Origin of the sequence: Aeromonas dhakensis, assembly GCF_002285935.1 — a bacterium.
In the GTDB taxonomy this organism is placed as follows: domain Bacteria; phylum Pseudomonadota; class Gammaproteobacteria; order Enterobacterales; family Aeromonadaceae; genus Aeromonas; species Aeromonas dhakensis.
In genome coordinates this window covers 4821058-4836564 of sequence record NZ_CP023141.1, presented here as the reverse complement: position 1 = coordinate 4836564, position 15507 = coordinate 4821058, and the positions used below count along the sequence as shown (strand labels likewise).

The 15507-nt window shown below is 57.0% G+C and carries 13 protein-coding genes; 7 read left to right on the top strand and 6 right to left on the bottom strand.

Annotated elements, in window-relative coordinates; all coding sequences use genetic code 11:
• Positions 1-113: 113 nt before the first annotated feature.
• Positions 114-527 (top strand): CBS domain-containing protein, encoded by a 414-nt coding sequence (locus CK627_RS22300; protein ID WP_005304756.1) that lies wholly within the window; start codon positions 114-116, stop codon positions 525-527.
• Between the two features lie 80 nt (positions 528-607).
• On the opposite strand, the gene CK627_RS22295 is transcribed toward CK627_RS22300, so the two are convergent.
• Complete coding sequence (locus tag CK627_RS22295) at positions 608-1063, bottom strand: NfeD family protein (RefSeq protein WP_095593412.1); 456 nt, start codon at positions 1061-1063, stop codon at positions 608-610.
• Positions 1060-1980 (bottom strand): SPFH domain-containing protein, encoded by a 921-nt coding sequence (locus CK627_RS22290; RefSeq protein WP_005304750.1) that lies wholly within the window; start codon positions 1978-1980, stop codon positions 1060-1062. Before CK627_RS22290 ends, CK627_RS22295 begins: the two co-directional genes overlap by 4 nt.
• Before the next feature lie 187 nt (positions 1981-2167).
• Here CK627_RS22290 and cysG point away from each other — a divergent pair, with 187 nt between their 5' ends.
• The 6 genes from cysG to CK627_RS22260 all read left to right on the top strand — a co-directional run bounded on the left by cysG (position 2168) and on the right by CK627_RS22260 (position 10489).
• The gene (gene cysG, locus CK627_RS22285; protein ID WP_095593411.1) at positions 2168-3592 is read left to right on the top strand and encodes a siroheme synthase CysG; all 1425 of its coding nucleotides are present in this window, start codon (positions 2168-2170) and stop codon (positions 3590-3592) included.
• A gap of 103 nt (positions 3593-3695) precedes the next feature.
• On the top strand, positions 3696-4604 hold the full coding sequence (gene cysD / locus CK627_RS22280) for a sulfate adenylyltransferase subunit CysD (RefSeq protein ID WP_005304721.1): 909 nt from the start codon (positions 3696-3698) through the stop codon (positions 4602-4604).
• 24 nt (positions 4605-4628) lie between these two features.
• Positions 4629-6056 carry a sulfate adenylyltransferase subunit CysN gene (cysN, locus tag CK627_RS22275; RefSeq protein ID WP_095593410.1) on the top strand — a complete coding sequence of 476 codons (1428 nt, stop codon included), beginning with the start codon at positions 4629-4631 and terminating at the stop codon, positions 6054-6056.
• Between the two features lie 4 nt (positions 6057-6060).
• Positions 6061-7785, top strand: a complete 1725-nt coding sequence (locus CK627_RS22270) for an SLC13 family permease (protein ID WP_010636237.1) — start codon at positions 6061-6063, stop codon at positions 7783-7785.
• 138 nt (positions 7786-7923) lie between these two features.
• Complete coding sequence (gene cysC, locus CK627_RS22265; RefSeq protein WP_095593409.1) at positions 7924-8517, top strand: adenylyl-sulfate kinase; 594 nt, start codon at positions 7924-7926, stop codon at positions 8515-8517.
• A gap of 499 nt (positions 8518-9016) precedes the next feature.
• Positions 9017-10489, top strand: coding sequence for a hypothetical protein (locus tag CK627_RS22260; RefSeq protein ID WP_095593408.1), 1473 nt, complete (start codon positions 9017-9019; stop codon positions 10487-10489).
• 268 nt (positions 10490-10757) lie between these two features.
• On the opposite strand, the gene CK627_RS22770 is transcribed toward CK627_RS22260, so the two are convergent.
• The 4 genes from CK627_RS22770 to CK627_RS22245 form a co-directional block, all read right to left on the bottom strand.
• Positions 10758-11507, bottom strand: a complete 750-nt coding sequence (locus tag CK627_RS22770) for a hypothetical protein (protein WP_157737217.1) — start codon at positions 11505-11507, stop codon at positions 10758-10760.
• 269 nt (positions 11508-11776) lie between these two features.
• Positions 11777-12649 (bottom strand): alpha/beta hydrolase family protein, encoded by an 873-nt coding sequence (locus CK627_RS22255; RefSeq protein WP_254425336.1) that lies wholly within the window; start codon positions 12647-12649, stop codon positions 11777-11779.
• Positions 12650-12822: 173 nt separating this feature from the next.
• Complete coding sequence (locus CK627_RS22250; protein ID WP_174704188.1) at positions 12823-13122, bottom strand: hypothetical protein; 300 nt, start codon at positions 13120-13122, stop codon at positions 12823-12825.
• 687 nt (positions 13123-13809) lie between these two features.
• A complete protein-coding gene (locus CK627_RS22245; protein WP_095593407.1) occupies positions 13810-15438 on the bottom strand; it encodes a methyl-accepting chemotaxis protein in 1629 nt (542 codons plus the stop codon).
• Positions 15439-15507: the final 69 nt, after the last annotated feature.

Here is a 15507-nt window from a genome sequence, read left to right as displayed (position 1 = left end):
GATCTTACGTGAAATGGCGCCGGTTTGCACTTTAGGTACGGGCCTGCTACTGGCTGGCACCACAAAAACATGTCATAACAGAACTATCAAACAGTATGACGGTGGAGGCTAGCATGCTGCATATCAGGGACATCATGACGACCCGGGTCGCCACCGTATCCATGGACGACAGGTTGAGCGTCATCAAGGAGATCTTCGAGCAGGCCCACTTTCGCCACCTGCTGGTGCTGGAAGAAGAGGAGCTGGTAGGTGTCATCTCCGATCGCGACCTGTTTCGCGCCATCAGCCCCTATCTCGACTCCGAGGCCGAGATGAGCCGCGACACCGAGACCCTCAACCGGCGCGCTCACCAGATCATGAGCCGCCACCCCATCACCATCGCTCCCCAGCTCACGGTGCGGGAAGGGGTCAAGCTGATGCTGGAGAAGAACGTCTCCTGCCTGCCGGTGCTGGAAAACGGCGCCCTGGTCGGCATCATCAGCTGGAAGGATCTGCTGCGCGCCGCCCTCGACAGCGACGCCTTCTAACCCGCCGGTACGGCTTGCAAGAGAATGAAAAAGGGCTCCGCGGAGCCCTTTGTTGTTGGTCACTGGTGCCAGCCCTCGTGTCAGGACAGCGGCTCCACCAGCAGGATATGGGAGTCATGCCCCGTCACCCGCACCTTGCTGCCGGCGAGCAGTGGCTGGCTGCAGCGCACCGTCCAGGCGGTGTCGTCCAGGTGTACCCGGCTCATCCCCTGAGTCACGTCATCCAGCAGCACCAGCTCGCGCCCCAGATACCCCTGCATCCGCTCGTTGATGGGGGCGGCGGCATCCTGCTCCGATCGATCCCGGCGGTGCTGCCAGCGCCACCAAGCCCAGGTGGTGAGCAGGGATTGCAGGGCGAACAGCAGCAGCTGGGCCTGCCAGCCGAAGGGCCAGACCAGCAGCAGCAGGCCCACCTCCAGCGCGGCGATGCCGGTCCAGAGCAGAAAGCCCACCGAGCCCAGCACCTCGATGGCCAGCAGCACGAAGCCGAGCCCCAGCCAGTGCCAGTGGGTCAGCCCCTCGAACAGGGCTGTCATGACTTGCCGCCCTTGCCATCCTTGAACAGCTCGGCCATGCCGGCCACGGCGCCGATCAGGCTGCCCGCCTCCAGCGGCATCATCACCACCTTGCTGTTGGGGCCTTCACCGATGCGGGCCAGCGCCTCTGTGTATTTTTGGGCCACGAAGTAGTTGATGGCCTGCAGATCCCCTTCGGCGATGGCTTTTGACACCATGTGGGTCGCCTTGGCTTCCGCTTCGGCGGCCCGCTCACGCGCTTCGGCGGCGAGGAAGGCGGCCTGACGCTCACCCTCGGCCTTGAGGATCTGGGACTGCTTCTCCCCCTCCGCTTTCAGGATCTTGGACTGGCGCACCCCTTCGGCTTCCAGCACCTCGGCCCGTTTCTGGCGCTCGGCCTTCATCTGGGCGTTCATGGCTTCGACCAGCGCCAGCGGCGGACGTACATCCTTGATCTCGATCCGGGTCACCTTGATGCCCCAGGGGGCGGTGGCCGCATCCATGGTGCGCAGCAGCTTCTCGTTGATGGTGTCGCGCTGGGAGAGCATCTCGTCCAGCTCCATGGCGCCCAGCACGGTCCGCATGTTGGTCATGGTGAGATTGCGGATGGCGCTGGTGAGGTCATTGACCTCATAGCCGGCCTTGCGGGCATCCACCACCTGCACGAAGCTGATGGCGTCTATGGTCACGTTGGCGTTGTCGCGGGAGATCACCTCTTGCGCCGGGATGTCCAGCACCTGTTCCATCATGATGATCTTGTGGCCGATGCGATCTATGTAGGGGATCAGCAGGTTGAGGCCGGGGGAGAGGGTGCGGGTGTAGCGGCCGAAGCGCTCCACGGTCCAGTTGTAACCCTGCGGCACTATCTTGATGCCGGCGCTCAGGGTGAGAAGTACCAGAAACACAAAGATCCCCAGCACAATCAATGACTCATTCATCATTTAGCTCCTTATGAAACACTTTCACTAGCCTATGGCCTTGTGTACGGCACCACAAGCGCCTTTGTCATCATACGGCTTTGTTAATTACTAAAACGCATTAAAAAGCATTTTTTATTATTTTGAGGGATAAGCAGCCCTGCCTATAGTCGCCCCATATTAGTCGTGTTCCGAGGGATGGGCCGAAATGGATTATTTGCCGATGTTTGCCAAATTGGACGGTCGCCCTGTGCTGCTGGTGGGTGGGGGCGAAGTGGCCCTGCGCAAGGCGCGCCTGCTGCTGGCGGCCGGTGCCAGGCTGACCCTGGTCTCCCCCGAGCTGGAACCCGACTTCCATGAATTTGCCGGTCGCTTCACCCATCTGGCGGAGCGCTTCACCCCGGCCCACTTGGCCGGCCAGATCCTGGTGGTAGCCGCCACCGACGACCTCGAGGTGAACGCTCTGGTCTATCAGAGCGCCAACCAGCTCGGTCTGTTCGTCAACGTGGTGGACGACCCCAAGCGCTCCAGCTTTATCTTCCCCTCCATCATCGATCGCAGCCCCATCATGGTGGCGGTCTCCAGCGGCGGCAAGGCGCCTGTGCTGGTGCGCCTGTTGCGCGAGCGGCTCGAGAGCCTGCTGCCTCGCCACCTCGGCGGCCTGGCCGAGCTCTCCGGTCGGGTACGCGACCGGGCCAAGCGGGTGCTCTCCTCCATTTCCGACCGCCGCCGCTTCTGGGAGCGGGCGTTTGCCTCCAACACCCTGGCCGGTCTGATTGAGAAAGAAGATTGGCAAGGGGCCGAGAGCTGGCTGAACGAGGGGCTGGACAAGGCCCGGACCGAGGTGGGTGAGGTGGTACTTGTAGGGGCGGGCCCCGGCGATCCGGGCCTGTTGACCCTCAAGGCGCTGCAACAAATTCAACAGGCCGAGGTGGTGCTCTATGACCAGCTGGTCTCCGCCGAGATCCTGGACCTGGTGCGCCGCGATGCGACCCTGGTGTCGGTCGGCAAGAAGGCGGGTGCCCACAGCGTGCCGCAGGAGGAGACCAACCGCCTGCTGGTGGAATACGCCAGGGCGGGCAACCGGGTGGTGCGGCTCAAGGGGGGCGATCCCTTCATGTTCGGCCGTGGTGGCGAGGAGCTGGAAGTGTTGGCCGAGGAGGGCATCCCCTTCTCCGTGGTGCCCGGTATCACAGCCGCCGCCGGTGCCACCGCCTATGCCGGCATTCCGCTCACTCACCGCGACCATGCCCAGAGCGCAGTTTTCATCACGGGCCACTGCCAGAAGGAGGGCAAGGAGCCCGACTGGCAGCAGCTCGCCGCCACCAGCCAGACCCTGGTCATCTACATGGGGCTGATGCGCTCCGAGCATATCCAGCAGCAGCTGGTGAACCATGGCCGAAGTGCCGCCACCCCCATCGCCATCATCGAGCGTGGCACCACGGCGCGGCAGCGGGTACTGACCGGCACCTTGGCGGAGCTGGCCGAGCTGGCCGCCCAGGCGGTGAGCCCGTCCCTTATCGTCATCGGCGAGGTGGTTGCCCTGCGTAAACAGCTCGCCTGGTTTGGCGAGACGGCGCAGGGGCAGGGGGCCGACAGCGGCCACGAGCTCAAGCTGGTGAGCCTGGCCTGAGGCCGAGACCCGAATCGATTTGACGGTGTTGCCAAGGCGGCACCGACCTGAACCAAGACCGCGTACCGACCAGGCGCGTCAGCAATGAACCGAGGACCCAGACATGGACCGTGAAAGATTGACCCATCTGCAGCAGCTGGAAGCCGAGAGCATCCACATCATCCGCGAGGTGGCTGCCGAATTTGAAAACCCGGTGATGATGTACTCCATCGGCAAGGACTCCTCCGTCATGTTGCACCTGGCCCGCAAGGCCTTCTATCCGGGCAAGATCCCGTTTCCCTTGCTGCACGTCGACACCGACTGGAAGTTCAAGGAGATGATCAAGTTCCGTGACGAGACCGCCAAAAAGTACGGGCTGGATCTGATCGTTCACAAGAACCCGGACGGCCTCGCCATGGGCATCAACCCCTTCGTGCACGGCAGCGGCAAGCACACCGACATCATGAAGACCGAGGGGCTCAAGCAGGCGCTCAACAAATACGGCTTCGACGCCGCCTTCGGTGGTGCCCGCCGCGACGAGGAGAAATCCCGTGCCAAGGAGCGGGTCTACTCCTTCCGCGACAAGTCTCACCGCTGGGATCCCAAGAACCAGCGCCCGGAGCTGTGGCGCGTTTACAACAGCCAGGTCAACAAGGGGGAGAGCATCCGGGTGTTCCCGCTCTCCAACTGGACCGAGCTGGATATCTGGCAATACATCTACCTCGAGAACATCGACATAGTGCCGCTCTACTTTGCGGCCCATCGCCCTGTGGTGGAGCGCAATGGCATCAAGATCATGGTGGATGACGAGCGCATGCCCATCGGCCCGGAAGATGAAGTGAAGCAGGAGCTGGTGCGCTTTCGTACCCTCGGCTGCTACCCGCTGACCGGGGCGATCGAGTCCAATGCCACCACCTTGCCGGAGATCATCGAAGAGATGCTGATCACCACCTCGAGCGAGCGGCAAGGGCGGCTTATCGACCACGATCAGGCCGGCTCCATGGAGCAGAAGAAGCGTCAGGGCTATTTCTAAAAAAATGTTCTAAGGAATCGCAACATGAACAACCACATTCAGACCGCCATCAGCGAACAGGGCATTGAAGCCTACCTGCACGCCCAGCAACACAAGAGCCTGCTGCGCTTTCTCACCTGCGGCAGCGTGGACGATGGCAAGAGCACCCTCATCGGCCGCCTGCTGCACGACTCCCAGCAGATCTATGAAGATCAGCTCAAAGCGCTGGAGTCCGACAGCCAGAAGCTTGGCACCACCGGCGAGAAGCTGGATCTGGCGCTGCTGGTGGACGGCCTGCAGGCGGAGCGCGAGCAGGGCATCACCATCGACGTGGCCTACCGCTATTTCTCCACCGCCAAGCGCAAATTTATCATCTCGGACACCCCGGGCCACGAGCAGTACACCCGCAACATGGCCACCGGCGCCTCCACCTGCGATCTGGCCATCATCCTGATCGACGCCCGCAAGGGGGTGCTGGATCAGACCCGCCGCCACAGCTTTATCGCGAGCCTGCTTGGCATCAAGCAGTTCGTGGTGGCGGTCAACAAGATGGATCTGGTGGAGTTCAGCCAGGAGGTGTTCGAGCGCATCAGCTTGGAGTATCGCGAATTCGCCAAGAAGCTCAGCGTTGACACCATCCATATCGTGCCGGTCTCGGCGCTGGACGGTGACAACGTGGTCAACCCAAGCGACAAGCTGGCCTGGTATCAGGGCGAAACCCTGCTCTCTCTGCTGGAGTCTGCCGAAGTGGAGCGCGAGCTGGAGCGTCACCCGGTGCGCCTGCCGGTACAGTACGTGAACCGCCCCAACCTCGATTTTCGCGGCTTCGCGGGGACGCTGGCCTCCGGCATCCTGCGGGTCGGCGACAAGCTGGCGGTGCTGCCGTCCGGCAAAGAGAGCACGGTGACTCGTATCGTCACCTTCGACGGGGATCTGGAGTACGCCCTGCCGGGTCAGGCCATCACGGTCACCTTCGCGGACGAGATCGACATCAGCCGGGGCGACCTGCTGGTAGATGCGGCGAAAAAGCCCCAGGTGACCCAGAACGTGCTGGCCCACATCGTCTGGATGGGGGAGGAGTCCCTGCAGCCGGGCCGGGTCTATGACGTCAAGCTGGCGACCAAGAAGAGCCGTGGCCAGGTGGAGGCCATCCGCCACCGTATCGAGATCAACAAGCTCGACGAGCTGCCGGCCTCCGAGCTCAAGCTCAACGAGATCGGCCTGTGTGAATTCAGCCTGACCGACCCGGTGGCGTTCGATCCCTACCAGGAGATCCGCGACACCGGCAGCTTTATCCTGATCGACCGGCTGACCAACGTCACCGTGGGCGCGGGCATGATAGTGGAAGGGCTGGCGGCCAAGGCGGTGGCAGGGCAATACAGCGAGTTCGAAGTCGAGCTCAACGCTCTGGTGCGCAAGCACTTCCCCCACTGGCAGGCGCTGACCATCAGCAACGATTCCGGCAAGGAGTAAGCCCATGACCTGGCAACAATCCCTGGTGCTGGGTCTGCTGGCTGCCCTCGTCGCCCTGCTGATCCAGGGCAAACTCCGGCCGGCGCTGCTCTTCTCGGGCGCCGTGCTCATCACCTACCTGAGCGGCCTGGCGGACATCAACGCCGTGGTGGCGGGCTACACCAACAGCGCCCTGCTGACCCTGGTGCTGTTGCTGCTGGTGTCGCTCGCGGTGGAAAAGACCCGGGTCATGAGCTGGTTCGCCAACCTGGTGGGCACCGGCTCCTTTAACAAGGTGCTGGTGAAGGTGTGGTTCTCCACCGCCTTCCTGTCGGCGTTCGTCAACAACACCGCCGTGGTGGCCTCCATGCTGGGGGCGGTCAAGCGCAACCCCAACCATGCGCCCTCCCGGTTGCTGCTGCCCATGTGCTTCGCGGCGACCTTTGGCGGCGTGCTGACCCTGATCGGCACCTCCACCAACCTGATCGTCAACAGCTTCCTCATCAAGATGGGGGCCAAGCCGCTCGGCATGTTCGACTTCTTCATGGTGGGGGCGGGGACCCTGCTGACCGGCCTCATCGCCGTGTTGCTGTTTGCCCGCCACCTGCCGGAGCAGGACACCGAGATGAGCCGGGAATCCGGCTATTTTCTCGAGGCCAAGGTGGGCCCCGGCTCCCCCATGGCCGGGCGCAGCGTCAAGGAGAACGGCCTGCGCAGCCTGAAAAGCCTCTATCTTGCCGAGATCATTCGTGGCAACCAGGTGATCTGCCCGGTGCAGCCGGAACACGAGCTGCACGAGGGAGACATGCTGCTGTTTTGCGGCGACGTGGAGAGCGTCGGCGTGTTGCAGGAGCTCAAGGGGCTGGATCTCTACGGCCAGCACCGCCTCAACGGCCAGCACCTGGTGGAGGTGATCGTCAGCCACAGCTCGCGGCTGGTGGGCCAGACCATCAAGGACGCCGAGTTTCGCACCCACTTCGATGCGGTGGTACTGGCGGTGCGCCGGGGTGAAACCCAGCTCACCGGCGGCCTCGGCCAGATTGAACTGCACGCAGGGGACACCCTGCTGCTGGCCCCCGGCCCCAAGTTTGCGGGCAACAAGTCCCTCTCCCGCGAGTTCGTGGTGGTGAGCGGGCTGGAGGCCTCCACCCGGCTCGATGCCACGCGCAGCGCCGCCGTGGTGGCGGGGTTCCTTGGAGTGCTGACCCTGTCGGTGCTCGATCTGGTGCCGCTGTTCAAGGGGCTGTTGGTGATGCTGGTGGTGCTGCTGTTCTCCCGCATCCTGACCCTGGACGAGATCCGCCGCCGCTTTCCGCTGGATATCTGGCTGGTGGTGGGCGGGGCGCTGGCTATCGCCGATCAGCTGGAAAAAAGCGGCCTGGCCAAGCTCATCGCCGACTGGCTGATGGGGGAGTTCAACGGCGCCAGCCCCATCATCGCCTTTATCGGCATCTACCTGTTTACCCTGGTGCTGACCGAGCTGATGAGCAACAACGCCGCTGCGGCCCTGGCCTTCCCCATGGGTTACCAGCTGGCGCTCAGCATGGATGTCTCGACCATGCCGTTCATTCTGGCGGTGCTGTTCGGGGCGAGCTCCAGCTTTATCCTGCCCTACGGCTACCAGACCAACCTGATGGTCTATGCGGCGGGCAACTACAAGATGCCGGACTACCTCAAGCTGGCCCTGCCGGTCTCCCTGGCCTACAGCATCGGGGTGATCGTCATGGTGCCCCTGCTGTTTCCGTTTTAAGGCGGCGCAACTGAGCTTTGCAGGGAATAGGAATACACGACGACCGTGGCCCCCGTCAGTGGCGAGTGGCCAGAGGCTGAGCTCCAGGGAGCCAGACCGTTTCAGCATTGAGGCGCGCGCGCCAAGCAAGGAGTGTGAATGAGCAATATCGTGTGGCATGCCCATGCCGTGGACAAACGGAGCCGGGCCGAGCAGAAGGGACAGAAGCCTCTGGTGATCTGGTTTACCGGCCTCTCCGGGGCGGGCAAGTCCACCCTGGCGGGGGCCCTGGAGCAGGCGTTGGCGGCCGAGGGCAAGCACACCTATCTGCTGGATGGGGACAACGTGCGCCACGGCCTCTGTGGTGATCTCGGCTTCGATGACGCCGCCCGCCAGGAGAATATCCGCCGGGTTGGCGAGGTGGCGAAACTCATGGTGGATGCGGGCCTTATCGTACTCACCGCCTTTATCTCGCCGTTTCGTGCCGAGCGGGAGCTGGTGCGCAAGCTCGTGGGTGAAGGGGAGTTTGTCGAAGTGTTTGTCGATGCGCCGCTCGCCGTTTGTGAAGAGCGCGACCCCAAGGGACTCTACAAGAAGGCGCGGGCAGGGGAAATTCGCAATTTCACCGGTATCGACTCCGCCTACGAGGCACCCGAGCAGCCGGAAATTCATCTGCTGAATGCTGGTAAACCTGTGGAAGTGCTGGTGGATGAGTTGCTGACTGCCCTTCGGCAGCGGGGTTTGATCGACTGAGGTTGATTTTTGGGGAGCTCGGTCGCGCTTCTGGCCTACGATGTGCATCTTGATGCGGCTTTGCCGTAGCATAGGGTGCGAGGTCATTGCCCTTGAAGGGGAGTAGCCCGCCATGCTGGCTGTGGCGAGTGACTTTTTTGCGTGGCCAACGAAAAGTCACCAAAAGAAAGGTCTTCCGCCGATTCTCTCTCCTTCATCGAGTTCCCTCATCTTAGCCACAGCACCGACGGTACGTGCCGATGGGCCCTCCATGGCCCGCCACCGCTCGCTCGATATCCCTGTCTCGCGACTTGGTGCAGTGGCCTCGTCTCGGCGAATCAGAGGGGACCAATACAGTGCCCGTCTGTGACAATGGGGATAGTTCGCCAGTCGGTTGGCCACATTATGTGGCGTTCAGAACGGTGAGTTCCCCAATTTCACTCATGAAATACATCGATTATTACAAAAGTGGTAAACTGGCGATTGTTGTGAGTGAGCTAAAAACAGAGGGGGTGGGGCGGTGACTGAAAGCAAGAATGACGTTTCCGATAACGTTGATTTTTCTGAGGTGTTTAGTGGTGTCGATATTAATGAAATAGTTAAATCTTTTCAGGAATATACTCAGGCCTTAAACTCATTTTTTACAATCTACACGCCTGAAACTAGTAAGGCTCTCATCCGTATACATAGTAATTTCAACCCTGAATTTTTCACTCAACAGGAGGTTGCTTTTGCAAATGAAGCTTTAAAGCTTGCAAACTATGACGAAAGTGCCCTTCACGGTGAGTTAGTTGTACTATTCTCGACTCCAGTTATTGTCTCAGAGCTTACTTGTTTCGGGGTGTCTAAATCTGAAAATGAAGGGGCGGTTAGGCTTATATCCTTCCGCGGTATAGATAAGAGATTTGCAACCAAAAGAACAACCGAATTTCCTCGTGATAGTCCGCCTTTCTCCAAGTATAAAATATATGATGTTGCGTTGGGGCTCATTTTGCCAAAGCACAGTACATTTTGCTCTGTGGGTGTGGTGAGCACCTCTGCGCTGCTTACTGAACCGGAAAAGTTTGATAGGGCGAAAGATGCTCTAAACAGAGCTAGAGAAATACCGCTTATCGAAATGCAAAAGATTAAAGGTAAGCTTGATGATATTAATGGTTTTATCGATATTAAGCGAGGCTTGTTTGATTCTATATCTAGTGATATAAGCATATTAGAGCAAGAGCGGTCCAACGCAGAAAATAGTCTAGCTCACAGTCAGAATGCTCTGGAAAAAGTCAGAAATGACATCGACAAGTCAAATCGGGAGTATGTAAAGCTTTCAAAAGATATTGCCGATGAGTCTGAAAATTTAATCGCGATAGAGAAAAGAATCGCCGTTGAGACGGATTTGTACAAGAAAGAAGAAAATAAACTTAAGTTGTTGGGTGTCGATACTGAGAAAGCGAGCGATGCCCTAAAGGCGGTACAGCAAGAGTTAGCTATTGCTAATCGGAAAAAAAATCTTACCACCCTCGATATGGTGGGGCACTCTAATGAAACGTCTAAACAGTTAAAGCCATATTATTTCTTGGCTATTTCTACATTTATCGCGTTAGCTTTTATGGCAAGATACATATACGGGAATGGTGAGAGCTTTATGTATATGGTGCCATTTTTGGGTAATGTTAGTGCTTGGGATATTCTTCTCAGTAGATTGCCGCTGATTACAGCCACCACCCTGATTATTGGCGGTTTATCGGGTGTTTTCTTTTTCTTGGTTAAGCATATCGTCTCTCTTAATAATGAGAAAATGGCAATGCTTAAGGCCGCCATTTTGGCAGAACAAATAACTAACTCCATTGAATGTGAGCATATGACTGAGCGGGAAAAACTAGAGTTCAAGCGTGACACTAAAATCAGGCTCATAACTCAAGTTTTCTCTAAGAGTGAGCCAGAGATAGACAAGGCTAGCTTTATCATGGATGTTCTAAAAGCACTCAGTGATAAAAAATAGTTCAATAAAGCCGCCGTATAAACGGTGGCTTTATTAACATGACTCATCATCTCGTATGTTGAGCTAAAAATGGTAGGTCGGTGCTGAACGAAGTGAAGCCCAACGTTTACCAGAAATGTATCTGCAAATTTTTTACCGATCGGCCCAATCCATCTTTATCCCGCTCTGGTTTAGGTGGTTATTTTCGTCCGTTGGGCTTCGCTATGCTCTGCGCCAACCTACAAAAAACAAAAAATGGTCGGGCCCAATAGTTGCTTTGAAAAGTTTGTTATAGGGCTAATTCCCCGCTCCATTCATTGCATTTAGTTAGTTGAATAAACTCATCGCTAGGATGCAGGTATATTGCTTCTATTTGGTTTGAGCTAATGTCTTCAGTGCTATATCCCTCGTGTTCAATGCTATTGCTAATCAGATAGCCTCGTTCCTGTAAATAGGAACGAATAAGCGCTGAACATGGATAATAGCTTTCTTTTAGCGAGCTGATAGCAACATTCGCTTTAATGACACAAGGAATACCAATCTCTTTTAGGGCATCGCCAGTTATTTTTTGATTTTCATGGCTATTGTAAAGAGCTTCGCCACCCCACGATTTAAAAAATCGATGGATACCGTAAAAGCCAGCAAGGTGAGGCTCAAAGAAGCAAAACCACAACATAAACGCTCTATTACTATCGTCAGCTTGATTACGGGCTAACAGCTTTTGAGACACCGCCCGCTCAATTTCTTGAGCTGACTCTAATCTTAGTACTCTTTGCCTTAGAGATTCACCGCATTGTAACTTCATACCATTCTTACGAATATCTTCAATTTCGTAATGTGTTAATTTTGTACAATGGTAGCCAATAAGTGAAAATTCCTTTAAAAGACTACGAAACTCTAGGATAGCGTGGTCATATACATACGCTGACACCCTATCCACACCGGAAGTTTCCCAACCAATAAACTTGAGGTGGTTACGGTCTAAATAGTCTACTACTTGCACTGGCCAAGTTGATTGCTGAGATATAACTATCGACATTTATTGATAACCTTTTATTATTTACTATCTCGTATGTTGGGCTAAAAATCGTAGATTGGTGCTGAACGAAGTGAAGCCTAACGTTTACTGCGAAATGTATCTGCAAATTTGTTTTACCGAACGACCCCATACATCTTTATCCAGCTCTGGTTTACGTGATCATGCTCGTCCGTTGTGCTTCGCTCTGCGCCAACCTACAACACCACGTGACCACCCCTGAATTTCAGTCTCCAGCCTGCTAAGCCCCGCTTCAATCAGTTGCCGCTGGATTAATTGGTAGGATTATCTATTTTGGACCTTAACCAAATATTTATATCGCTGACGACCTCTTTGCGAAGGCTTGTCCCGTCACTATTTTTTAGTCCATGATCGAGCTCTTCGTAACGCAGATACTCGATATTGTTCTTCCCGAGTTCTTTAAGGCGCTGCATCATTTCATCTGTTTTTTGCGGTGATACCGAGGTATCCATTCCACCCTGAATGATCAGCAAAGGAGAATTTACTTTTTTAAGGGTATCAAGCTGATCGATGGAGAGCATCTGCCGCCACCAATGATAACCGTGTCCACTCACCTCAAGCTCAAATGGTTTACTGTTAAGAACATGCTCGGCAAACCCTTTGAAATCGTTGATCTCTTTTCTCGCCGCTGCGGGGTTGTTATGCTTTGCAGCGATACTGTGTGAGACGTCATCGATAAACCAGCGGCCACCACCATTAAAGGCAACGGTGGCATCAATATAGTCAATATCTGCGGTCACCAGATTGGTGATAACGGCCCCCTCACTGCCGCCCAAGAGAATAAATGTCTTGTATTGCCCATCTTTTCGAACGATATCGAGCACCGTTTTGATATCCGCGACCCGCTGCGCAGGGCTGTCCTTTTCAAGGTACTGAGCAGGGCAATCCTTGCGTGCCGGATCGGTACTGTATTTTAATTGGCTGTCAATGCCGTACTTTTCGACTAGTAGAATATCAGCTTCTGGCCAAACATTTTTATAGTCGGAAAGTATCGAGTCTATGTTAAGCACGCTGTTGCAATCAGAGCCTTGCAGAATCAATAGCAAGGTATCTGTATCATGGGAATGTTGGACCAAGTAATAGGAGATAGGCGAACTATCATCCCTGCTGGCAGTGCGAGTCATGACCTCTTGGGCGCTTGTCGAGCATGTCAAAAAGAGCAAAAATAAATATATTGTTCGCATTCTCATTTTACCCTTGGCGATCAGGACAAGGCGCAACCATGCAGAGCGCAGAAATCCTGCCGAGTCCATAAAATGCAAGTGGGGCAGGTTACCATGGCATCATGGTAATGATACTAGCCCCAGCTGTTATTGGTTTTTGCATAACGAACGACCTGATATATCGCTATGTTTTCAGTTGCCAGCAGCCTGATTATTTCTGGTATGCATTGAATGGGGAGCTCCATTTCATAGCCATGGGCCAAGGTTACTATTTTTTCAGCCCGTGCGGGGCCCAGAAAACCAGAGATGATTTCCTTGGCCATACCATCATGATCACGAATCTCGAAATAGACGCGGTACATGTCAGATGTGTAATCCAGTGGTGTGCCTATTTCCTTAGTCTCATATGGCGGTACTGCGTCTGTGTTGTTCATGTTTCCTCTGAATTCTTTAATTTTTTAATGCGCCAAGGAGATATTACGCATTGGCGTATCATGTCTGAAGGGAAATGCTGCCTTTTATGGCGAAGAGTTTCCAGTCAAATTAGTAGCTAAGCAGGGTGTAACGCGCTCTTTTAGCTCTATCACCTGGGCAGTGAAATAATGGCGCCAACAAAATCAGGGCTGTCATCCTTCTTAATAACGCGCAGCAGATCGCCACCCGCGTGGCTATTCCTCAAGCAAGGCTACCGCCCCTGAATTCCAGCCTCCAGTCTGCTGCTCCTTCCCTGTGGTGTGGCTCCGGTCTGGTTCATGGCTGACTCCGACAAGAGGGGATCTGATGGCCATGTTACCGAACGGAGCTGGTGAGGGAAGGGGGAGTGAGTGATTTCTCGGGCAAGATCAATAAATTGAGCTGCCATGGGGGGGGCGGGCGATAGGGGTGTCTCAGCGTCCGTACTTTCTCAATGCTCGCTGCGCATTTGGACGGGGGAATGAACTGGGGGGCGTCACGCTGTTGAGTGAGGTGTAGTGCAGAAGCCAGGGCGAGGGCATCAAGGCCGGGCCAGTGATGGCATGGGCATCCCGGCCCGGTCAGATCTGCGTTTCCCACCAGAGATAAATGGGCCCGCTGTCGGTAACGACAGGGGCCCTTTTTGTTGTTAGCGCACGGTCTCGGGATCAGCGGGCCAGCACCACCTGGCCGGCAGGGCTGGGATTGGCAAGTTGTGGAGAGGCGGGTTGTTGCTGGAACTGGCGTACCAGTCGATCCAGGTCACTCAGCTGTCGTACCAGCTGGTTGATGCCGTGGACGGCATGCTGGCTGCCGACGCTGGAGTCATCGGCCAGGGTCTTGATGCTGAGCACGTTGCGATCGATGTCGGCAGTGACCTGGGACTGCTCCTGCACGGCCTGGGCTATCTGGCTGCTGCCGGAGGCGACCTGCTGCAACATGCTGTTGATCTGCTGCAGTATGGTGCCGGTAGCGGAGGCCTTCTGCTGGCAGCTGGCGGAGAGATCCCCCCCTTTTTCCATCGCCTGCTCGGCGTTGGCCGCGCTGGTTTGCAGCAGGTTGATCATCTTCTGGATCTCGCCGGTGGAGGCCTGGGTCTTGATGGCCAGGGATCTGATCTCGTCTGCCACCACCGAGAAACCGCGGCCCGCCTCACCGGCACGGGCCGCCTCGATGGCCGCATTGAGGGCCAGCAGGTTGGTCTGGTTGGCGATGCTGTTGATGACGTCGAGGATGCCGTCGATATCCCGGCATTGGGTCGCCAGGGTGTGGATCACCGTCTTGGAGGTGGCGATCTCGCCGTGCATCCCCTCGACCGCCCCTATGGTCTCCTGCACGCTGCGGTTGCCTTCCCGGAACAGGTCGGCGGTTTCATCCAGCAGGTCGGAGGCGGCGGTGGAGCTGTGGGACACCTCGCGGATCGACTCGGCCATCTGGGTGATAGCGGTGGCGACCTGATTGGTCTCGGCTTGTTGTTGCTGCAGGTTGCTGGTGATGGATTCGGCATTGCGCAGATCGCCTTCAGCCGAGTGCAGGATCCGGCTGCAGGTCTGCTGGGTGCGCGCCAGCACGGCGTTGAACTCGGCCTGGTTCATCAGCATGGCGAGCTCGATGGCGGCGATGTTGTCGACCTTGTTGGTGTAGAGCAGCTGCATCAGCGGGTTGTCGAAGCGGCTGCGGGCCAGCTTGTCGAGCTTGCCGAGGCGACGGTTCAGGGCCTGGGTGATCATGGCCGCCAGCAGCAAAGGCAGCACGGCCAGGGCCAGCAGCCAGCCGGAGGCCTGCTCATACCCCAGCGCCATCATGGCCACCAGGCTCGGCAGCAGGCAGAGGGTGATTGCCAGCGTGTGGGAGAAGGCCGGCAGCCGGAGCGCCAGCGGCGCCTTGTCGGCGCGCAGCCCGGCATAGATGCGCTCGGCCCGCTGCTTGATCTCCTCGCTGGGGGCGGTACGCACCGATTGATACTCCACCACCTTGCCGTGGGCATCCTTGATCGGCGTGACGAAGGCGCTGACCCAGTAGTGATCGCCGTTCTTGCAGCGATTCTTCACCGGCCCCATCCAGCTCTTGCCGGCCCGGATATGGTGCCAGAGGTCGGCGAAGGCCTGCTTGGGCATGTCCGGGTGGCGCACCAGGTTGTGGTGCTCCCCCTGCAGCTCCTCCAGCGTGAAGCCGGCGATCTGGCAGAACTCCTCGTTGGCGTAGGTGATACGGCTCTCCAGATCCGTGGTGGAGATGAGGTGCTGGTGTTCGGGATAGCGACGCTCATGCTGGGTGACAGGCTGATTGACTCTCATGGTGTGCTCCGAAACCGGGTTGTGGGGAAGGAGTCATCACCAATGCAAGGGCTGCACCAGCGGGGGTGA